The sequence below is a fragment of the Thioreductor micantisoli genome (genome assembly GCF_055392745.1).
The window spans coordinates 1,293,701-1,315,176 of record NZ_AP043760.1; the positions used below are offsets into that span (position 1 = coordinate 1,293,701).

The window sequence follows — 21,476 nt, forward strand, 5'->3', positions numbered from 1 at the left end:
TTCTTATTTTTTTTTCCTATAAATAATAAGTTCATTTTTATTTTTCTTATTTGGAGGATAAGATGAAATACAATTCTTTGATTCTAATATGTCTAAAAATTTTCTATTTTCATTATTATTTTTTAAATATAAAGGATAATTACTCTTTTTACAAAGTTCATTATAAGGAGAATCGAAATTATTTAATAATTTATCTATTTCTTCACAATTCAACTTCTCATTTAAATTTAATTGAGTTATTAAACAATCAAATTTTTTATCAAAATCTAAATATTTAAAAAGTTCATCTAATAAAAGAATATCCAATTTTTTATTATTTTTTGTAAAAATTTCATATATAATATTTGACAACTCTTCATTATAATTATTTAACGAAATTTTTTCAATAAATGAAATTTTTTTCTCTATATCTATTTTTTCATCTTTTAATATTTTAATATAATCTTCTTTGCTTAAAATAGAAAATAAATTATCTAAGTTTTTAAAAAATTCATCAATATTTTTTAAAATAAATTCAATATGTAAATTTTTATTTGTTAAATTTTTTAAATTTTCTTGTGTAATTTGAAATTTTTTAGTTTCTATCAAAATTTTTATCTTTTCATTATCTAAATTTTCTATATCAATATTTTCATACCAATAAGGATTATTTTCAAGTAATAATTTATAATTTTGATTATTAAATTCATTTGATAGAATTATATCATCTAAAATATTCTTATTAAATTCATATTTTTCACAAAATTCGTCATCAATTTTAATTTTTGATAATTCTTCTGAATTTGTAGAATTGTTTAGGAAGTTAAATAAATATTCATCGATTTTTTTAACTTTTTTATAATAATGTCCTACATTTTGCCAAGTGGCTAAAACTTTATTATTTTCTAAGAGAATTTTCCAAAGACTTACATCTTTCACATCTGATAAATTAGAAATTTTATTTTCCTCTTTTTTAATTATTTGATATTTTAATTCATTTTCTATTTCTTTATTATTTAATAATTCAACTATACTTTCTTCACTTTCTTTTGTATTAGTTTCAATATTTAAAAATACATTTTTTATATATTCATTTATATTTTCATTTATATAATTTAGTAAAGTTTCCGCTGACTTCTTATTAAATAATTTATTAGTTTTTATAGTAGAATAATGCTTTATTTTTAAGTCATTTTCAACATTAAGTTTATTTTTTGAAACACAATGAATAAATATCATATTATTTATCATTTTTTCACTAAGTTCATAATAATTATTTTCTAAAATGAAATTTGAAATTATTATATCTCTTATTGAATTTAAATTTCTAAATTTGATATTGTTATCTTTAATATATTTTTTAACTTTTTCTCTTCCATTTTCATTAAATTCTTGGATATAAGATTCGTTTTCAAAATATTCTTTAAAAGATTTAAGTTTTAAAATATCTTCATAATCCGCTAAATAAAATATATCCCAACAATAAATATATAATTTTTCTTCTTCACAAAAAGTTTCTATAATTTCCCATACATTAGGATTATATTTTACAATTAAATTAAAAAATTTACTCTTATTTAAAAGATTATCAGCACAATAAACTATAAATTTTTTAACTCTTTCACTATCAAAAGATAACAATTTAAAAAATAGATGTTTTTGAGTTTTATATTTATTTTTTTTATCATTTAATATAAATTCAAGTAAATATGTATTTAAAATCCCATTTTTAGAAAAATCATTATTATTTAAATAAGTAATAAGTGTTTTAATATTATTTATTTTAAAATCGAATCCTAATTCTTTATTAATTTTAACTGCTTTTAAAAATTGTGTATCATTTGGAGTAAGAACATTTTTCATATCATAAGATATAAATAAATAATAATCTTCATCAATATATCCGTTTAAAAGAAAATATTTTAATAATTCTTTATCTTTTAATTTTTCTTCTAAGTCATTATTTATACTTATTTTTTCTAAAATATTTTTTAATTTATAATTTTCTGTTTCACTTTTTAATTCATCAATTTCATTTTCTAATTGAATTATTTTTTTATTTGTTTTACTTAAAATTAATTCTTCTCTTTCATCATAAGTAAGATTTGAATCTACTTTTTTTTCAATATCTTTAAAAGAAATTGAATTATTATAATAATTATTATCTTTTTTTAAATTATTTGAATTTTTTATTTTATTAAAATTATCATCATCAATTGCTTTAGAAATAGATATTCTAATATTATCTAAATATAAATATTCATTTATATTTAATTCAGTTATTATTTCATAAATATAAATCTTTTTTAATTCTTGAACATCAATATTATTATCTAAATCTTTTTTTAACTCAATAATTTTTCCCTCTTTTAATTCAATTTCTTTTTTTATATATTCATATTTTTTACTAATAATTCCATTAATAACGGATTCACTTTTATGAAGTTTAGAATAATCTTGAGGATCAAAATTTTTATAAATTATCATAGCTAATAATTTTGTTTTATCAAGACCTTTTCCAATCTGCAATTTAAAAACTTTATATTCATTATAAATATTTTTTAAAAGTCGCATATCATAAATATAAATTGATATATCTTTTAAAAAATTTTCCATTTTTTCTTCTTCTTTAAGTTCTGTTTTGAAATATTCTGATAAAGTATCAAAAGAAGTTTTAGTATTTACATATGGGATTATAGGAATAATTGCATCAAAAAATTTAACTCTTTCTTTTTCATCTTTAAATATTTCATCTTTTAAAACATATATAAAAACTATTCGTTTATTTATTTGTTTAGAGTTATTTATTAATCTATTTAATTCTCTTAGTTTAATAAATATTTCACTCTTTTCAAACCTATCTAAATCTTGAAAAACGACAATTTTATAATCAGTTTTTTCGAAAAAATATAGTATTTCGTCAAGATATTTATTTAATAAAGAAGTTTCATCTATTTCTTTATTAGTTTGTATCTCCATATTTTGAAGATTAAATTTTTCTAATACAAAACCATTGAAATTTTTTACAAAATATCTTATAACAAAATATAAAACAACTAATAAAACTCCTATTGCAGAATATTCAAATTCTTCAAGATGATATTTTATAAAAATTTGATAAATATGTAACTCAGTGATAAATTTAGGTTTTAAAAGAAATAGTATTGAAAATAGTGTTAATATAGTAAGTATTGTATTTATCTGTAGAAAAATCCATTTATGTGAATTTATTTTTTTAAATCTTGATTGTGGAATCTTATCATACAGGTTCTCTATAAAAAATTTGCTCTAATATAGATTTTTCAATAATTGATATATCTTTTTTTGTTTCATTATTTTTTATTTCATCAAATGTAGCAAGTGAAATATCTAAAAAATTACATTCAGGATATTTATATTCAAAACTTTTAAGAAAACTACTTTTACCACTTCCATAATCACCTGTAACAGCAATATTCTTAACTTCTCTATTTTTTCTTAATGCTTCTAATAAAAATTCTTCATAAGTTTTAATATTTTTTGCATTTTTTTCTGGAATCATATATTTAAAATTCCATTTTTTCACATTTTCATATTTGCTTAATAAATAGCAATGAATTTTACTTAATTTTCTTATAATTTTGAGTAAAATTTTATCTACTATTTCAATCATTCTCTAACTCTAAAAAGATTTCTATCAATTTATGAATATTTGTAGAAGGATTGTCTATTTCTGGATTATGAAAATTACTATAACTTTCTAAAAGTCTTTTAGCATTTTCAATAGCCGTAGATTGCAACTCTTTTAAAATTTTAAAAATTTGTTCTTGATATTTTGCTTGTTTAAAATTATCTTCATCTAAATAACGAAAAATATTTTCATCTTTATTTTTTAAAGATTTTATTATTTCTTTTATAATTTCATCTCTCATAATGGGAGTATTTCTATATGTAAAATGGAGAAGATACCACAATTCAAAAGAATCATTTGCATATGCTATTTTTATTTCTCTTTTTGCTTTTTTAAAAGCATTATTAAAATCTTCTTTTGTATGTCCTCCTCCTTTATAATTTACATCTCTATCTATAACTATCCATTTTTCGTCAAAATCTTTATAATTTATTCCATTTTTATCATAATTTTTTAAATTCTCTAAAACTCCGGTCGGATGAGTTTTTCCATTGTGTGGAACAATTACAACTGAAGATGGAGAAATATGTTTATTTAATATTAATTCATTTATAATTTCTTGAAAATATGTTGGAGCAGAAATACTATCTTCACACGCTATAATTAATTTAGCTTTTGTTTTTTTAGTTTTTATTTTTCTTTCTAAGTCTTTTTTATTCTGTTTATTTTTTTGAAATAGTTTATCCCCTCCTCTTCTTGCCATAAAATTCCTTTAAAATTCAAATTTTCCCATATAAGGAATAGCTCCATATTTACCTTGAATATACTGTTTTTCAAAATCTTCATTATTCCTTACCCCTTTAAATTCCACTAATGAATAAAGCTCTGTAGAAGAAAATTTATTTTTTTCACTAAACCAAATTTGATCTCTTCTAAAAATATAAGGCTTTAATAAATTTGTATCGTGTGTAGTAAAAATCAATTGAGCATTGTTTTTATTAATATTTTCATCATTAAATAATTGAATTAAATATTTTGTTAAAATTGGATGTAAATTTGCTTCTAATTCATCAATAACTAAAATTTTACCATTTCTTAAAGTATCAATTATAGGTACGGATAAAGCAAAAAGTTTTTTAGTTCCTGTTGATTCTTCATTTAAGTCAAATTCTTCTTCTCCTGCAATATTACCATTTTTATCATATTTTTTATGTTTTGTATTAATTAAAATTTTTGAAACTTGTGAAATTTTTTGAAGATTAATTGTATTTTTTACTTCAAAAGGTAAATTATCGAAATTTTTTACCTCTTCTTCCTCAACTGAGATATTATCAATACTTATATCAGCTATTTTAATTAAATTTAACACTTCTTTTGTTAAATTAAGCTCTTTAATTAAATTCAAGGTTATATCTTCTTTAAGTTCAACTCCACTTAATACATTAAAATTTTTAAACCATTTAAGGATAGATTGAGAAATTTTCCCACTATTTTGATCACATTTCCAAATAAACAATTGATTTTTATTAATATTTATTTTTTTATTTTTTTTATCAAAAAACGTATAACCTTCTTTAAACTTTTCTCTATTTACATAATCTTCTTCATCAAGATCTCTTACAAAAAATTTAGATTCTTTTCCTTTCTCATCAGCAAAAAGCCATTCAGAATAAATAGTATTATTATCATATTCAAAGCCATATCTATATTTAATCTCACCTTTAAAAAAAATAATTTCAAAAGTAGTAGAGCTATTTTCAGTTTCATTTGATAATTTAAAAGGATAATGAAGAAGTTTATCTGTTGATTGAATAATTTTAAATTTGTTTAAAACAAAATTTTTCATAAAATTCATAGATTTAACAATGTTACTTTTACCGCTAGCATTAGCACCATAAATAACTGCACTTTTTAATAATTTATAATCTCTGATAGAAAAATAATTTTTTAATTTATCATTTTTAGAATTTGAAGCTTTCATATTTAAAGTAATAGTATCTTTAATCGAACGATAATTATTTACACTAAATTGGATTAACATATAATTCTCCTATTGATTTTGAACTATTATAACAAAATAAAACAATAATTTGTAAAAAAAATACAAATTTTATATATATTTTATAAATATTTTCTATTTTAGTTTAATTTATTATTTTCCTTCATAATACTCATCAACTGTTTTTTGCATCTCTTCTTCTAATTCTTTATACCAATTAGTCTTTTTTTTAGGTTTCTTAGTAGGAAGTACAATTACTGTTAATTTACCTTTTTTTACTTTTAGAGGATCAAATGTTATAATTTTATCTATACCAAGCAATAATAATGGTTGCACTTTTAAATTATATTTTTCAGCTAAAAGTTTTGCACCTGCTTTAAAAGGTAGTAGTTTTTTAGGATTTTTATTTCTTGTTCCTTCTGGAAAAATAATAAATTGTTTACCTTTTTTTAATCTATCATCTGCCTTTTTTATAAGTTCAACTAATGATCTTTTATTTTCTCTTTCAATTGAAATAGCACCACTTTTACTAAGTAAATTACCAAATAAAAATAAATTTTCAACTTCTTTTTTAGCCACCCAACATAAATCAACATTTGGCAATAAAAATTCAATAATATCTGCATCTATCATATTCTGATGATTAGCTATAAAAATATCAGCTTTTTCATCAATATTTCCCTTAATCTCTATTTCATTTATACATGTTGGAATAGAACTTCTTGCAGCCCATTTTCTTAATTGAACATTATACTTAGGAAACAATTTCATTAAAAATGCCGTAATAGCAAAAACAATAAAATTTCTTACAAAAATCCAATACATTTTAATTTTATCTATCATTTTTTACCCATCCTATTTTATTATTAAATAATATTTCTTTATATCCATTTTTTTTATTAAGCACTTTTACTTTTGTAGGAATTCCTATTACTAAAAATACAGTTGAATTATTAAAAGGTAAAATATGTATCTGCTCTCCTTCTTCTAGAATAATTTCTGGTTTTGGCCAATTTAAAAATATTAAACAGCTTATAGCTAATATAATTAAAATAATATAAATTAATTTTTTTCTATAATAATATAGCAATAACCATAATAAAATTAACGCTCCTAATATTGCATTTATAATGTATATTCTTGTTTTATTTACAGGATTTAAATCTACTTGTGTTGAAACTTTTTCATCATTTAATTTTACATTCAAAGGTATTTTTTCATATTTGTTATTTGTTATATTAAAATAATTTATAATAAAAATATTTTTATTCTTAGGAACTAAGGCAGAATATGAATATATTGAATTACTACCATTTTTATCTTTTAAAGTAAAATCAACTTTTTTATCAAAAATAAAATCTTTTACATTAGCATCTTTGAATGAAACATCAAAATATAAAATATTTTTATCACTATTATAATCAGATAATATTGGGTTTGTAATATTGACATCTTTTGCTAAAATTCCACAAAAATTATTAGGAGGAGTTAAATTTCTGATTTTAGAATTTATATTTATACTTATTTCATCTAATTTAATACCATTATTTTCTAAAGAAACATTAAATTCAGGAAAAGTGTTATTTAATTCAAATGAAATATCACTAAAATATGTAATATTATCATCTGTTGAAGTATTAACTTCTATTGGATAATTACTTGAAATAACTATATCCCCATTTTGAGCAGAAATAGTTTTAAGTTTAAGATGAACTATTTGATTATTATAATAAAATTTTTGCAGATTTTGAAATTTAGATAAAATTAAATGTTCATCTGCAAAAACAAAGACAAATAAAAATAAAAATATTATTTTTTTCATTTACTTGCTAATCTTTCTTTTAGTTTACTTTGTAAACTTTGAGCATATACAAAAAAGTTTTTTCTTCTTTTACCATACAAAATAATTTTTGCAGATTTTCTAATTTTTATCGGATTTATCCACTTGCCATTATGCATAACTCCAAAATGTAAATGTGGGCCTGTACTCATTCCTGTAGTTCCAAGATAACCTATGACTTTATCTTGTTTTATCCATTCTCCTCTTTTAATGTGTCCAAAACCTCTAAGATGAGCATATAAAGTCATATATCCATTTCTATGTTTCACTTCAACAGCATTTCCATATCCTCTAATCCAACCTTTATAAATCACTTTTCCATCGGCTACTGTATGGATAGGAGTTCCTACTCTATTTACAAAATCAATTCCATCATGCATTCTCCACTTATGTAAAATTGGATGAAATCTCATACCAAAAGGAGATGAAATTCTTGTATATCTAAGAGGTGCCGATAAAAACATACCTTTCAGACTTCTAGCATTTTGGTCATAATATCTACCATCTGTCCATTTATAAGCTTCAATAGTATATTTTCTATTTTTTATTTTCGAATATAAAACATCTATTTTCACTAATTTTCCAAAACGACTTTTTGTTTTATAATAAACATCTATATTTGTATTTTTGGGTAAAGTTCGAAAATTGATTCTATCAGAAAATATATTTACAATATGCCTAGATAAATAAGGATTTTTTGTAACACTATAAACATCATAAGAAAGAAAATTATTTACTGTTATTTTTGCACTATGCTCTTCTACCCCATAATGAATAGGAATAACTTTTGTAATCCATTTTTTATTGTCATTTACTATTTGCAATTGTCTTTTATTATTTAATGGAATTAATGCCTGTTTTATTTTATTTCCATCTTTTAAAAGATAAATATCATCACCTCTGGCAATTTTTTTCAATTCTTTTTTTATATTTTTATTTAATGAATAATATAAGCTAAATGGTATATGATTTTGTTTGAAAAATCCCCACACTGTATCACTTTTATGCCATGTTTGTATATCCACTCTATAAGCAAAAAGAAAAAATGGAATAAGTAAAAGAAGAAGCTTTTTCATTTATTTATCCAAAAATGATGTAATCATTTTTACACCATCCACGCTACCTAAAATTGACTGCATAGCTCTTTCTGGATGAGGCATAAGTCCAAATACATTTTTTGTTTCATTACAAATTCCAGCAATACTATCTGCACTTCCATTTGGATTGGAAATATTTCCAAATTCATTCACATATTGAAGTAAAACTTGTCCATTATTCCATAATTTTTTCAAATCATTTTCACTTTTTGGAGTATAATTCCCTTCTGCGTGAGCTATTGGAATATTTACAATTTCTCCAACACTCAAATTTCTTAAAAATTTATTATCATTATTTACTACTTTTAAATTATGATATTTAGAAATAAAATGTAGATTTTCATTTCTTTTCATAGCACCTGGCAAAAGATGGCTTTCAAGTAATATTTGAAAACCATTACATATACCCAAAACGAATCCACCTTTGTTGGCATACTTAACTATCTTTTGCATAATTGGTGAAAATCTAGCAATTGCACCACTTCTTAGATAATCTCCATAACTAAATCCACCTGGTAAAACTACTAAATCAGGATTTTTTAGATCATTTTCATTATGCCAAATAAATTCAACATCTGCACCAATTTGTTCAAATGCCCATTTAGTATCCCTATCACAATTTGTTCCAGGAAAAACTACAACTGAAACTCTCATTTTTTTATTTCCACTTCATAAGTTTCAATTACAGTATTTGCAAGAAGCTTTTCACACATATCTTCAACTTCTTTAATTGCTTTTGTTTCATCTTCCGTGTCAAGGTCAATTAAAATTTGTTTTCCAATTCTAACATCTTTAACACTTTCAAATCCAAGAGCATCAAGGCTATGATGAACTGCTTTTCCTTGAGGATCTAAAACTCCATTTTTTAAAAATATATTTGCAACTACTTTCATTTAGCTATCCTTTTCAAAACTTCTTGATATGCTGATTTTAAATCACCTAAATCTTGTCTAAAAATATCTTTATCCATTTTTTTACCAGTTTTTTTATCCCATAATCTACAGCTGTCTGGTGTTATTTCATCAGCTAAAATAATATTTCCTTTGTCATCTTTTCCAAACTCAACTTTGAAATCAACTAAAGTCATTCCAGCTTTTCCAAAAAATTGGGCTAAAAACTCATTAATTTTTCTTCCATACGCTCTTAATGTATCCAATTCACTTCCATTATCAACTAAATCTAAAATCATTGCATGGTCATCATTGATTAATGGGTCATTAAGTTCATCTTTTTTATAATAAAATTCAACTATTGTAAAAGGTAATTTTTCACCTTCTTTAAGCCCAAGTCTTTTAGCCAAACTTCCAGCTGCAATATTTCTTACAACAACTTCAATTAAGATAATATCCACTTTTTTTACAAGTTGCTCTGTATCACTTAGCTTTTTAATCAAATGTGTTGGAATCCCAACTTTTTCTAATTCTTCAAAAATTAAAGTTGTAATTGCTAAATTCAGAGCACCTTTTCCCTCTTCACTTGATTTTTTCTCACCATTGAATGCAGTTAAACTATCTTTATATTCACAAATAACCTCATCTATTTTATCTGTTGCATATATTCTTTTAGCTTTTCCTTCATAAAGTAGTTCTTTTTTCACTTATTCTCCTTTTTTTGATATTATTATTGCTTTCAAGGCTGACACTGCAGTTTGAAGTTGATTATCTTTATCTACAACTTTCTCTTTTATTTTTTTGTTATTTATTACTTTTTTATTACTTTTTTTTGTTTTTAGTTCAGCTTTTAAATGGTCTTTTAATTCACTTTCTTTAATATCTAGTCCACTATTTTCCAAAGGAACAATCTTAGCAGGTTTTACAACTATATCGGGAGTTACGCCCACTGCTTGAATTGTTCTACCACTTGGAAGATAATATTTTGCAATTGTAAGTCTAACTGCTTCTGATTTATTGATAGGAATAATTGCTTGAACACTTCCTTTTCCAAATGTTTTTTCACCAATAATTACAGCTCTTTTTCTATCTTGCATACCACCACTTACGATTTCACTTGCACTTGCACTTCCACCATTTACTAAAATAACTATAGGAATATTTTTGTATGTACCTGCACTATGAGCATACCAAGTTCTATTATTTCTTTTATCTCTACCTTTTTCACTTAAAAGTTTTCCATCATCTATAAACATATCTAAAGTTCCAAGCGCTTGATTCAACAGGCCACCTGGATTATTTCTAAGGTCAATTATGATACCTTTTTTATTTCTCATTTTATTCATAATCATTTTGAGTGAAGTTACTACATTTTTATCAAATGATGAAATTCTTATATATTCAATATCTGGATAATTTTTTAAAGTATATTCTTTTACAGATTTCACTTTTATAATTGCTCTAATAATTTTAACTTTTATCTTTTTTCCATTTCTTACAATTGTTAAGTTGATTTTAGTACCAGGCTTTCCTCTCATAAGCTTAATATCTCCATCCAATGTCATATCAAGTGTAGCTTTATCATTTATTTTCAGAATAATATCTCCAGCTTTTATTCCAGCTCTGTATGCAGGTGTATCATCAATTGGAGAAATAACTGTTAATACTCCTTTTTTCATACTAATTACAATTCCAAGCCCACCAAACTCACCATTTGTCATAACTTTTAAAGATTTATAAGACTTTTTATCTTCAAAAGATGAATGTGGGTCAAGTGCAGAAACTCCACCTTTTAATAGCTTTTCAATAATTTGATCTAGTGTTAGAGGTTCTACATAGTAATTTTCAATAATATTAACTACTTTCATAAATTTAATATAATCGGCAAGTCTTGCATTTTTAGTTATATCTACATTCTTTGCATTTACAAATGAAATAATCAATAAAATTGACAACAATATTCTTCTCATTTTAATCCTTTTTTTTCGTAATTATACCAAACTTATATTGATAACTACAACTAATTATTATCTAATTAATTGTAGTTACTTTATTTCTATAAATCCATTATCTAATACTCTATATAATTTAGTTTTATAATTTACTTGATTATTAAAAATATAAAGGTTAAAATCATTTAAAAAATAAGGATATTCATTCATTTCATCTATGTATACTTTATTTAATAATACACTTGTCGTATAATTTAACCAATTAAATTTTAAGTCACTTCCTAAATTCATATTAATATCTAATAATTGTATATCTGGTAATGATAAAGAGTTTGCAACAATAAAATTTTTAACATCTTCAGGATTTGTAAGAGAAAAAAGTAAAGGATTATAATTAATTTGAGTAGATAAAATAAGTTTTGGCTTAATTTTATAATATGTAAAATTTGATAGAATTTGGGCTGTATGGACAACCTTTGTATTTGCAAAAACATAAGAATTATTTAAATCTTTTAATTCTCGTTTATAATTAATTGGATATGTTAATATTTCTTGAGGATTTATAATATTTTTTTCAATATTTGTTGTTAAATTCGAAAGCATATTATATTCTTTTATAATATAACTTTCATCTGTTACAAAATTATTTAGTTCTTTTACTTGCTTATAAAAATCTAATCCTCCAAAAAAAATATTTTCAGAGATATCATCATTTACTTGATTTCTATTAATTATAGGTAAAAAAAAGTTATTCTCTGGATAAATTGAAAGTTTATTTACTATTTTAGGATCAATAGAATATATAAATATATTATTATATTTTTGTGTAATTTCATTTAAAGAAGTTAAATTACCATCCATATTAAATACTTTTACTTTAAAATTTATATCTTTATTTAATAAATAAGAATCTATAGAATCTATCAGACTTGGTAAATATTTAAAAAATTTCTGTTCATTGATAAGAATAGCTATATCTAACTCTTCATTATTATTATTATTATTTTCACCAATATTTGTTAAATTTTCTTCATCTATTTCTTTTGGTAATACAATTGTTGTTTTATTTTCACTTACATTATTTAAGGATATATTTTTATCTATTGTTATATTTTTTCCATCTGCCATAACTATATTTAAAAACAGTATTATCAACAATAATATCCTCATAAAAACTCCTTAATAAATTTTAAATCTATAAATACTTCTTTTTTCTTCGATGGATTTCTAAGTAGAAAACTAGGATGAAATGTTGGTATAACTTTAATTCCTTTAAAACTGTATAAATTACCTCTAGCTTTTGTAATAGGTGTTTCGTTATTTAATAAATATTTAAAAGCAATTCTACCAAGTGGAACTATAACTCTGGGATTAATTATTTCTATTTGTTTTAATAAATAAGGTTTACAACTTTCAACTTCTTCAATCTCAGGGTCTCTATTTTGGGGAGGACGGCATTTTACTATATTTGTAATATAAATTTCTTCTCTTTTCATATTTAATACATTTTCTATCATTTTGGTTAAAAGTTCCCCACTTCTTCCTACAAAAACTCTACCTTGTAAATCTTCTTCTCTTCCTGGAGCTTCACCAATAAACATTATTTTTGAATGTAAATTACCTTCTCCAAACACAACTTTATTTCTACTTTTAGAAAGATTGCACAAATGACAATTTAATACCATATTTTCTAATTCTTTAAAACCACCTGGTATATTATAATTTTCATCACTTGCACTAAACCCTTCAAAATAAGAATCTTCAATTAGAGATAAATTATATAGATGTTTTAGTTTCAAGAGTTTGTTCATGATTATTTTCTTTTTTTATTATATTAAATGTATTATATGTAACAGTTATATCATCTTCTTTAAGAAAAGCTTCTAAAATATCTGTTGAAATTTTACTTCTTAGGGCTAAAGGAGAATAACTATTTAAATACCAACAACTAACTACTATTCCATATTCCCCTATAAAAGTAAATATTCTAGGATCTACATTTGTATTTCTAATATTATAACTACTTCTTAGTTTATTTAACTGAATTCTTGTCATATCAGTATAACCCTTTGCATACTTTTTAACAACTTCCTTAGCTATATATTCAGCTTTTCTAAAATTAGAGTCATATGTAATAACAATATCAATACCATCCCATATAGTTTTCAAACCAGAATGTGTATAATTAAATATAGGATTTGTAAAAACAACATTATTAGGTATAAACACAATTCTTCCTGCTCTTCTATTTTTATTATAAGTTGTTAAAGTTACATCTTCATGCATAACAATTCTTGTCATAGTTATATCAACAACATCTCCTACAATCTCCAAATTACCATTTTGTAATGTAATTTTTATTCTATCACCTACTTTAAAATTTCCTGTCGTAAGAATAACAAACCATCCAAAAAGATTCATAAACCAATCTTTCATAGCAATAGCAATACCAGCTGATGCAAATCCTAATATTGTTACTAAATATGTCGCATTATCAATATAAAAAAACATTATAATCAAAACTGCTACTGTAAAATTCAATAAATTTAAAATCTTATTAATAAGATAAATATTTTCAATGTTTTTGGGATACTTTTTAAAGGCAAATTTAATCATTGTAAAAAATAAAATAGAAATAAAAATAGTAATAAGAAGAGTTATCAATTTTTTAAATTGATAATTTTCTTCTTCTCGCATTTTTTGAGTATAAAGAAGTGCCTGAGTTTTGATTTGTTCAAGTTTTGATTTATAAATATCTTTTATAAGATGAAAATTTTCTATAATTTTATCAATATTTTTATTACTATCATTTAATAAAGATAACAAATGTTTTTTTTTATTTAATAAAGAAATAATAACATCCATTTCTTTATATTGTAATTCATATTTTTTTATCATATTTCCAATCTCTTTTTTATAATTAATTACGCTTACTATTTCAAAAGGATTAGTAATATGAAAAGGCTTAGGAAGAGGCTTAACAAAAATAACAACATCAAATAAATTATTTTTACCCAATCCTATTATTTCAATTTGTTGCTTGTAAGCTGTCTTTTCTAATTCTAAAGAAGATATCTCATTTTTTTTTGTATGTCTTTTATATTTTTTTAAATATTTTAATTTTTTTTCTACATTGTTTAATTTAGTTTTTAATTTTTCTAATTTTTGATATTGCTCATATTTAATAAAAAAATCAATTTTATTTAATTGATTATCTATATCTTTAATTTCATTTCTATATAAAACAGTAGTTTTATTCATATCTACTACTGAAGTAATATTATTGTCTATTGCTTCAGGCGCTGCATATAAATAAAACGAAATCAATAAAATAATAATTTTTTTCAAAAATTCTCCTATTTTTCAATTGCAACAATTGTAAATAGATCTCTGTTTTGATACTCTCTATACTTATCAAAATGTGATACTGATACTTTATAAGCTACATTGTCTATTTCTATATCTTTAATAACACCATCTTTTAATTCTATGTCAAATAATTTTTCTATTATATCTTTAGAAATAGTAGATGATATTACTTCTCTTTTTTTATTTACTATTAAAGAAAAACCTTTTATATTGAAAATAGATCTTAACATATCATTAAATTCTTGCATATCAAATACAACACCAATTCCACCTACTACTTTTTTATCTTTTATAATAGAACTATAAAATATATATGTTGGATTATTGTCATAAAATTTAGAAGATTTATATTCAGAAACAAAATATCCATCTGCATCATTATTTGATAAGACTGATTTATCATCTATTTCTAAACCTTCTCCTGATTTAGATGCCCCAATAACTTTTCCATTGTCATCATATATAAATATATTATAATAATTAGAATAAATATTGTTTATTTTTAATAATTCATTTTTTATAAAATCTATATTAGGTTCTTTTGAAGTTAGTTCATTTACAAAAACTTTATTTAAAGACCACCATCTAACATCATTTATTGTTTTATACATATTTTTAATTACACTAAACATAGTAAATTTTGAAATACTTTTTATATCATTAGAAAAAGAATCGTTTATTACTTTTTGAAGAGATGAGATAGAAACTTCTATTAGTTTCACAACTCTAAAACTAATTTCCCTTAAATTATCTAAAATTGGTATTAAAATATATTTTTTACTTTTAGCTGCAATAAGTTCTCCATTTATAATAACATCTGATAAATCTTCTAAAATAGAATAAGCTTCATTTGTTAATTTTTTTAAATCTTTATTTTTTACATTAATTTCAGTTAATTGTTTAATATTATTATTATTTTCATTTTCAGAATTTAATAAAATATTCACATCAACTTCTTTTTTTAAAGATATAATACCATACCAATCATCTATAGAATATTTTTTATAATTTTTAGCTTTTAATTTAAGATTAAATCTATTATTTAGAATAACAGCTTCATCAGTTTTATTTATACCTTTTAAAAATTTTTTATTAATTCCAGATTCACTAGAAGTAATAATGTTGTTAAATTTATCTACAATAGAAAATGTTTCATTTTTTTCAAGTATTTTTTCAAAAACAGTTTTCATTTCATTTTCCAAATCAAAAGATATTACAACTGCTCCTATCACATTACCATTATTATCTACAACTCTTTTTGCAAAAAATAGAGATTGTTTTTGAAAAATTATCATATCTGTTTTTTTATAAGCTTGCACATACGTTTCACTTTTAAATACTTCATCAATTATTTCATCTTTTGTTCTTAATGCCTTATTTTTAGAATTTATATTAGCTATTATTTTTTTATTAGGAGATATAATTAAAACTTCATTATAAATAGAATATTTAGTTTTATATTCATTTAAGAAACTATTTATTTCATTTTTCGAAAGATCTGAATTTAAAAAATCAATAATATATCCATTTTGACTCAACAATTCAATATTTTTAGATATTTCATATAAATTTTTTACTAAAATAGTTAAAATTGATTCTGATTTTAATTTAGCTTTTACTTCAATTGATTTTTTATTTTCATCAAGTAAATTTTCTATCAACTTTTTTTGTAAAATAGCAAATGTATCAGCTGTTTTTTCTGTAAAATCAAAAAGATTCTCAGCTATTGAAAGAGCATTTATTTTACCTGTTAAAACTATTTTATTAAGCATAGCATTTTGATATTCAAAAGCTTGTGTTATAGTTTTTATAGCTGGAAAAATCTCAAAAAAACCATTATCATTAATTTGTATCATATAATTTCCTTTTAACTAATTATTTATAATTTTACTATTATTTTTTCAAAATATCTACAATAATATTTTCAAATTTATCCACTTCTACCAAAAATGAATCATGTCCATAATTACTATCTATTTCAAAATAGTTACAAAATTTACCTAATTCATCCATAGTTTTTTTTATTTCAGACATTTCTTCTGGGAAAAAAAGTGTATCACCTTTAAAACTTATTAAATGTAAATTATCTTTTACATTTAATAAAGCCTCACTTAAGCTAATATAACCTCTTGATAAATCAAACAAAGATATCGCTTTTAAAATATAAATATAACTAAGTGGATCAAACCATTTAGGAAAATTTGCACCATTATATTCTAAATAACTTTCAACCTGAAATCTTCCAAAAAGTTCAAACATACCATCCGTTTTAACATACTCTCTACCAAATTTTTTATCAAATGTTTTAGGATTTAGATAACCTAAAAACCCCATCATTCTAGCAACTTCCAAACCTTTTAGACCATTTTTCGTAATTTCAATTGGGTCATAATTACCATTTTTAAAATTAGGGTCAGCTAAAATTGAATCTTTCATAATTGTATTAACAGCTATTACAGCTGCGCGCGTTTTATGAGTAGTAGCAAGGGGAATAATATCTTTTGCAAATCCTGGATATTCTACTGCAAACCTAAGTGCTTGCATTCCCCCCATACTTCCACCAATAATTGCTTTTAATCTTTGAATACCTAATGAATCAAGTAAAATTTTTTGAGCTTTTACCATATCTTTAATAGTAACTACTGGAAATTTAAGTCTATATTTTTCCTCGCTTCCTGGACTAATCGGATGAAGTGGAGAGGTTGAGCCAAAACAACTGCCTATTACATTTGTAGAAATTACAAAAAATTTAGTTGTATCAACTGCTTTTCCATCACCTATCAAATCATCCCACCATCCTGGTTTTTTATCTTCATCTGAATATTTTCCAGCCGCGTGATGACTTCCACTAAGAGCGTGAGTTATTAAAATTACATTACTTTTATCTTCATTTAACTTGCCATACGTTTCATATACAATCTCCCACGGCTCAAGCAATCTTCCACTTTCTAAATATAAAGGTTGTCTAAATTTTGCTTTCTTCGTCTGAATTTTCAATTTTTACCTTTTACCTTACTTATAGCTTGTTTTAAATCATTTATTAAATCTTTGGGATGTTCAAGTCCTATACTAAGTCTTATAAGTCCTTCTGGCACTCCTGCTTTTTTAAGTTCATCTTTATTTAATTGCTGATGAGTTGTACTTGCTGGATGCGTTACAATTGATTTGGAATCACCAATATTTGTAACTAAACTAAATAGTTTTAGATGTTTTACCACTTCTTTAGCTTCTTCAAAACTATCCATTTCAAAACTAACAATTCCACCTGCATATTTTAAATATTTTATTGCATATTTATAATTTTCATCACTCTCTAAAAATGGATAATTTACTTTATAATGTTTAGCCAAAAATGTAGCTACTTTTTTGGCACTTTTTGAGTGTTGTTTAATTCTAAGTGATAATGTTTCAAGTCCTTGAATCAAAAGCCAAGAATTAAATGGAGAAATTACCGCACCAAAATCCCTAAGAAGTGCTAATTTTGCTCTAGCAATAAATGGATTATCAAATTTATCTAAATAAACTAATCCATGATAACTCTCATCTGGCTTTGAAAAATAATCATTATTTTTTAATTTATTTTTAGCTTTTTTACCTTCTATAATAACCCCTGCAATAGCACTTCCATTTCCAACAATATATTTACTTGCACTATGCACTACAATATCTACTCCAAGTTTTATAGATTGACATCCATAAGGAGTTGCAATTGTATTATCACAAATTGTAATCACACCTTTTTTATCAGCAATTTTTGTAATAGTTTCAAAATCAGGCACACTAAGCGCTGGATTTGCAACACTTTCAAAAATAATAGCTTTTGTATTTTTATCTATTAAATTTTCTAAATTATGAGCTTCGTGGACATCAAAATATCTAACTTCAATCCCAAAAGGTTTAAGTGTTTGAGTAAGAAGTGTAATAGTCCCACCATAAAGTTTAGTAGAAGCTATTACATTATCCCCACTTTTTACTAAATTTATAATACTATAAAAAACAGCTGCCATTCCACTAGAGAGAGCCAATGCAGACACTCCACCTTCAAGTTTTGCTATTCTTTTTTCAAAAACTTCTGTTGTAGGATTACCAATTCTAGTATAAATATTACCTTCTTCTTCAAGATTAAAAAGTCTTGCAGCACTTTCAATACTTTCATATTCATAAGCAGTTGTTTGATAAATTGGGACATTCATGGCTCGCTGATTATCTTTTTCATACCCATAATTTACAGAAATTGTCTCTTTTTTCATTTTATCCCTTTTAATATTTTTCTACTTTTTTCTTTTTGATATAATTATAGCAAAAAAAAGGTCTCTAAATTGAATACAAAAGATAAAGTTTTTGCAAAAGAGATAGAAAAACAATTTGAATTTGACGAAGAAGTGGCAAATGTTTTTGATGATATGATAGACAGATCCATTCCCTTTTACAAAGAAAACTTATTTTTAAGTATAAATATTGTAAAAAATTATTTAAAAAATGAGGATAAAATTTTAGATTTAGGTAGTTCTACTGGAACATTTTTAATAAATTTAGCAAAAATAAATCCAACTTTAAAATTAACAGGTATTGACAATTCATCTGCTATGATAGAAAAATCAACTAATAAAGCAAAAGCATTTGGGGTAAATATTAACTTTAAAAATGCTGATTTTATAAATTATATTTTTGGAGTAAATAAATTAATTGTAGCAAATTATACAATTCAATTTATTCGTCCAATTAAAAGAGAAAAATTAATCTCTAAAATCTATAATTCACTCGCGGATAATGGAATATTTTTAATGAGCGAAAAGTTAGTTTCAGAAGATAAAAAACTCAATAAAATTTTAATAGATGAATATTATGATTATAAAAAGAAAAAAGGATATAGTGAATATGAAATTTCTAAAAAAAGAGAAGCTTTAGAAAATGTTCTTATTCCTTATACTGAATTAGAGAATAAAGAGATGCTCAAAAATGCTGGGTTTAAACATATAGAAACTATTTTTAGATGGTGTAATTTTGCTACTTTTTTAGCTTTCAAATAATTTTTTTTCACCTATTTCTAGTATATTTTCATCTTTATATCCAAGAGCTATAAGCTCTATTTTCTTATTTTTAGTAATCAATTTTAGTCCATCTAGAAACTTTTTAGCTTCTGGATTTTGTTTTATATATTCTATAATATTTTTATCTATTTCTATATAATTAACCTTCATTTCATTAAAAAATTTAAAATTAAAATAACTATTTCCTATATTTTTTAAAGAAATTTTAAAGTAAGCTTTTATCTCTTTTAAAATTTCATAACTAAATTCAAAGTAATTATTTATATTTATATTAAAGATTACTTCTAATTGATTATTTTTAAGAAATGTAAGAAGTGTAAGAAGTGAAGTAGTAGATATCAAAGAATAAGAATCTAAATTTATAATTATTTTTTTATTTTCTAAAACACTTAAATATTTTACAAAAATTTTATGTAAAATATTTATATATAAGTTAAAATCTTTTAAATACTCTTCTAAATTTATACTATTAGACAATGCTCTATCTGCTTTTAAATATGGCTCAATCATTATCATATCTTTTACTTCTCTATATGAAAAGCATATATTATTATCCAAAATATAATTATTTATTAAATTAATATAAGCAAAAGAATATTTTATATTATCTTTTATATTTGATTTCAAATTTAATGATGATTCAAAAATTTGTTGTTTTGCTTTTTCATAATTAACCCCTGCACCTAAAATAACAATAGGATTTAAAATAAACCTATTATCAGAAAGTTTAACAACTGTTTCAGATTCTAGTTCACTTTTTAAATAATTCATATCTGCATAATCATATACAGCATAAATATCTCTATCTATTTTAAATATTTCTTTATAACCATTTTTTATCAAAATTTTTACAAAATTAGATTCAAATCTTTTAAGAATAGCATCATCTAAATATGCAGCATATTTATCATAATTTAAAATTCTAATAAAAGTTGTTTTTGTAAATTTATCCATTTTTTTATCTGTAAATACATTATCACTTGCTTTATAAATAGTTGTTTTTAGTGCATTGTTTTCATTTTTATATTTTGTAATATCAACCATTCTAACAAAAAAGAAATTTTCTGAAGATGATTTTACAATATATATTAAATAATATTTATTTAATATATTAACTTCTATTTCTTTATTTTCTAAAGATTCAATATTACCTATCTTAGATGTAATAATATTTTTTAATGAATCAAATTTTTTATTAAAATCATAAGCTAATTTAACATTAAAAGCCTTTTTAGCAGTTTCATTTAAACTTATAATTTTCCATTCTTTATTAACTATTAAATATATTATATTGGAATTATTTATTATATATTGACATTTTTTATTTTCTAATTTCAATTCATCTATTATAGACTTAGTCTCTTTTTCTTTTTCTTCAAAAATTTTTATATGTCTATTAATCATAATAAATAAATTATTTAAAATTAAAAAATTATTACTTCTATTTATTGGCTCGATATTATTATTTAATATTGCTATTAAATTATCTTGTTCTTTTTTAAATTGTTTATCTTTATAATTCAAAATAATAAAATAATAAATAACAACAAATAATGAATAAATAATGCTACTTATAATTATATGTTCATATTCAATAGGTAAATTTATATCTATATTAATTTTTAATAAATATGTGTTTATAATTCCTGCAACTAATGCAAAAAAAATTCCTAAAATTAATAACATCTT

Annotated in this window: 19 protein-coding genes; 1 reads left to right on the top strand and 18 read right to left on the bottom strand. The window is 22.4% G+C overall.

From position 1 onward, the window contains the following. Nucleotides 1–3 precede the first annotated feature (3 nt). The 17 genes from ACZ5OA_RS06920 to ACZ5OA_RS07000 all read right to left on the bottom strand — a co-directional run bounded on the left by ACZ5OA_RS06920 (nt 4) and on the right by ACZ5OA_RS07000 (nt 18,986). Nucleotides 4–3,255 carry a YobI family P-loop NTPase gene (locus tag ACZ5OA_RS06920; RefSeq protein WP_464908334.1) on the bottom strand — a complete coding sequence of 1,084 codons (3,252 nt, stop codon included), beginning with the start codon at nt 3,253–3,255 and terminating at the stop codon, nt 4–6. Next, nucleotides 3,239–3,631 (bottom strand): YobI family P-loop NTPase, encoded by a 393-nt coding sequence (locus tag ACZ5OA_RS06925; RefSeq protein ID WP_464907137.1) that lies wholly within the window; start codon nt 3,629–3,631, stop codon nt 3,239–3,241. The genes ACZ5OA_RS06920 and ACZ5OA_RS06925 overlap by 17 nt, the downstream gene beginning before the upstream one ends. Continuing rightward, a complete protein-coding gene (locus ACZ5OA_RS06930) occupies nt 3,624–4,352 on the bottom strand; it encodes an RloB family protein (protein ID WP_464907138.1) in 729 nt (242 codons plus the stop codon). The genes ACZ5OA_RS06925 and ACZ5OA_RS06930 overlap by 8 nt, the downstream gene beginning before the upstream one ends. Nucleotides 4,353–4,361: 9 nt before the next feature. After that, entirely contained in the window at nt 4,362–5,630 is a 1,269-nt protein-coding gene (locus ACZ5OA_RS06935) for an AAA family ATPase (RefSeq protein WP_464907139.1), read from the bottom strand. A 111-nt stretch (nt 5,631–5,741) separates the two neighbouring features. Further along, entirely contained in the window at nt 5,742–6,431 is a 690-nt protein-coding gene (locus ACZ5OA_RS06940) for a lysophospholipid acyltransferase family protein (RefSeq protein ID WP_464907140.1), read from the bottom strand. Next, a complete protein-coding gene (locus ACZ5OA_RS06945; protein WP_464907141.1) occupies nt 6,421–7,410 on the bottom strand; it encodes a hypothetical protein in 990 nt (329 codons plus the stop codon). The genes ACZ5OA_RS06940 and ACZ5OA_RS06945 overlap by 11 nt, the downstream gene beginning before the upstream one ends. Continuing rightward, complete coding sequence (locus ACZ5OA_RS06950; protein ID WP_464907142.1) at nt 7,407–8,504, bottom strand: peptidoglycan DD-metalloendopeptidase family protein; 1,098 nt, start codon at nt 8,502–8,504, stop codon at nt 7,407–7,409. Before ACZ5OA_RS06950 ends, ACZ5OA_RS06945 begins: the two co-directional genes overlap by 4 nt. After that, nucleotides 8,505–9,179 carry a phosphoribosylformylglycinamidine synthase subunit PurQ gene (gene purQ, locus ACZ5OA_RS06955; protein ID WP_464907143.1) on the bottom strand — a complete coding sequence of 225 codons (675 nt, stop codon included), beginning with the start codon at nt 9,177–9,179 and terminating at the stop codon, nt 8,505–8,507. Continuing rightward, nucleotides 9,176–9,418 carry a phosphoribosylformylglycinamidine synthase subunit PurS gene (purS, locus tag ACZ5OA_RS06960; RefSeq protein ID WP_464907144.1) on the bottom strand — a complete coding sequence of 81 codons (243 nt, stop codon included), beginning with the start codon at nt 9,416–9,418 and terminating at the stop codon, nt 9,176–9,178. Before purS ends, purQ begins: the two co-directional genes overlap by 4 nt. Further along, the gene (gene purC, locus ACZ5OA_RS06965) at nt 9,415–10,122 is read right to left on the bottom strand and encodes a phosphoribosylaminoimidazolesuccinocarboxamide synthase (RefSeq protein ID WP_464907145.1); all 708 of its coding nucleotides are present in this window, start codon (nt 10,120–10,122) and stop codon (nt 9,415–9,417) included. The genes purS and purC overlap by 4 nt, the downstream gene beginning before the upstream one ends. Then, nucleotides 10,123–11,385, bottom strand: a complete 1,263-nt coding sequence (locus tag ACZ5OA_RS06970) for a S41 family peptidase (RefSeq protein WP_464907146.1) — start codon at nt 11,383–11,385, stop codon at nt 10,123–10,125. A 75-nt stretch (nt 11,386–11,460) separates the two neighbouring features. Beyond that, on the bottom strand, nt 11,461–12,537 hold the full coding sequence (locus ACZ5OA_RS06975; protein ID WP_464907147.1) for a hypothetical protein: 1,077 nt from the start codon (nt 12,535–12,537) through the stop codon (nt 11,461–11,463). Next, the gene (locus ACZ5OA_RS06980) at nt 12,534–13,178 is read right to left on the bottom strand and encodes a uracil-DNA glycosylase (RefSeq protein WP_464907148.1); all 645 of its coding nucleotides are present in this window, start codon (nt 13,176–13,178) and stop codon (nt 12,534–12,536) included. Before ACZ5OA_RS06980 ends, ACZ5OA_RS06975 begins: the two co-directional genes overlap by 4 nt. Then, nucleotides 13,144–14,715 carry a mechanosensitive ion channel family protein gene (locus ACZ5OA_RS06985; RefSeq protein WP_464907149.1) on the bottom strand — a complete coding sequence of 524 codons (1,572 nt, stop codon included), beginning with the start codon at nt 14,713–14,715 and terminating at the stop codon, nt 13,144–13,146. The genes ACZ5OA_RS06980 and ACZ5OA_RS06985 overlap by 35 nt, the downstream gene beginning before the upstream one ends. A gap of 8 nt (nt 14,716–14,723) precedes the next feature. After that, complete coding sequence (locus ACZ5OA_RS06990; RefSeq protein ID WP_464907150.1) at nt 14,724–16,592, bottom strand: hypothetical protein; 1,869 nt, start codon at nt 16,590–16,592, stop codon at nt 14,724–14,726. A gap of 37 nt (nt 16,593–16,629) precedes the next feature. Further along, entirely contained in the window at nt 16,630–17,733 is a 1,104-nt protein-coding gene (metX, locus tag ACZ5OA_RS06995) for a homoserine O-acetyltransferase MetX (protein WP_464907151.1), read from the bottom strand. Continuing rightward, on the bottom strand, nt 17,730–18,986 hold the full coding sequence (locus tag ACZ5OA_RS07000; RefSeq protein WP_464907152.1) for an O-acetylhomoserine aminocarboxypropyltransferase/cysteine synthase family protein: 1,257 nt from the start codon (nt 18,984–18,986) through the stop codon (nt 17,730–17,732). Before ACZ5OA_RS07000 ends, metX begins: the two co-directional genes overlap by 4 nt. A 69-nt stretch (nt 18,987–19,055) precedes the next feature. Between ACZ5OA_RS07000 and cmoA the strand changes: the two genes are divergently transcribed. Beyond that, nucleotides 19,056–19,766: a carboxy-S-adenosyl-L-methionine synthase CmoA gene (cmoA, locus tag ACZ5OA_RS07005; RefSeq protein WP_464907153.1), complete on the top strand. Its 711-nt coding sequence runs from the start codon at nt 19,056–19,058 to the stop codon at nt 19,764–19,766. Here cmoA and ACZ5OA_RS07010 read toward each other — a convergent pair. After that, nucleotides 19,752–21,473: an EAL domain-containing protein gene (locus tag ACZ5OA_RS07010; RefSeq protein ID WP_464907154.1), complete on the bottom strand. Its 1,722-nt coding sequence runs from the start codon at nt 21,471–21,473 to the stop codon at nt 19,752–19,754. The two genes, cmoA and ACZ5OA_RS07010, sit on opposite strands and share 15 nt — an antisense overlap. Nucleotides 21,474–21,476 lie beyond the last annotated feature (3 nt).

Bases quoted from the DNA above. Each gene is read 5' to 3' on its own strand.
- ACZ5OA_RS06925 (WP_464907137.1), bottom strand. From the start codon at position 3,631: ATGATTGAAATAGTAGATAAAATTTTACTCAAAATTATAAGAAAATTA.
- ACZ5OA_RS06930 (WP_464907138.1), bottom strand. From the start codon at position 4,352: ATGGCAAGAAGAGGAGGGGATAAACTATTTCAAAAAAATAAACAGAAT.
- ACZ5OA_RS06935 (WP_464907139.1), bottom strand. From the start codon at position 5,630: ATGTTAATCCAATTTAGTGTAAATAATTATCGTTCGATTAAAGATACT.
- ACZ5OA_RS06940 (WP_464907140.1), bottom strand. From the start codon at position 6,431: ATGATAGATAAAATTAAAATGTATTGGATTTTTGTAAGAAATTTTATT.
- ACZ5OA_RS06945 (WP_464907141.1), bottom strand. From the start codon at position 7,410: ATGAAAAAAATAATATTTTTATTTTTATTTGTCTTTGTTTTTGCAGAT.
- ACZ5OA_RS06950 (WP_464907142.1), bottom strand. From the start codon at position 8,504: ATGAAAAAGCTTCTTCTTTTACTTATTCCATTTTTTCTTTTTGCTTAT.
- purQ (WP_464907143.1), bottom strand. From the start codon at position 9,179: ATGAGAGTTTCAGTTGTAGTTTTTCCTGGAACAAATTGTGATAGGGAT.
- purS (WP_464907144.1), bottom strand. From the start codon at position 9,418: ATGAAAGTAGTTGCAAATATATTTTTAAAAAATGGAGTTTTAGATCCT.
- ACZ5OA_RS06970 (WP_464907146.1), bottom strand. From the start codon at position 11,385: ATGAGAAGAATATTGTTGTCAATTTTATTGATTATTTCATTTGTAAAT.
- ACZ5OA_RS06975 (WP_464907147.1), bottom strand. From the start codon at position 12,537: ATGAGGATATTATTGTTGATAATACTGTTTTTAAATATAGTTATGGCA.
- ACZ5OA_RS06980 (WP_464907148.1), bottom strand. From the start codon at position 13,178: ATGAACAAACTCTTGAAACTAAAACATCTATATAATTTATCTCTAATT.
- ACZ5OA_RS06990 (WP_464907150.1), bottom strand. From the start codon at position 16,592: ATGATACAAATTAATGATAATGGTTTTTTTGAGATTTTTCCAGCTATA.
- ACZ5OA_RS07000 (WP_464907152.1), bottom strand. From the start codon at position 18,986: ATGAAAAAAGAGACAATTTCTGTAAATTATGGGTATGAAAAAGATAAT.
- ACZ5OA_RS07010 (WP_464907154.1), bottom strand. From the start codon at position 21,473: ATGTTATTAATTTTAGGAATTTTTTTTGCATTAGTTGCAGGAATTATA.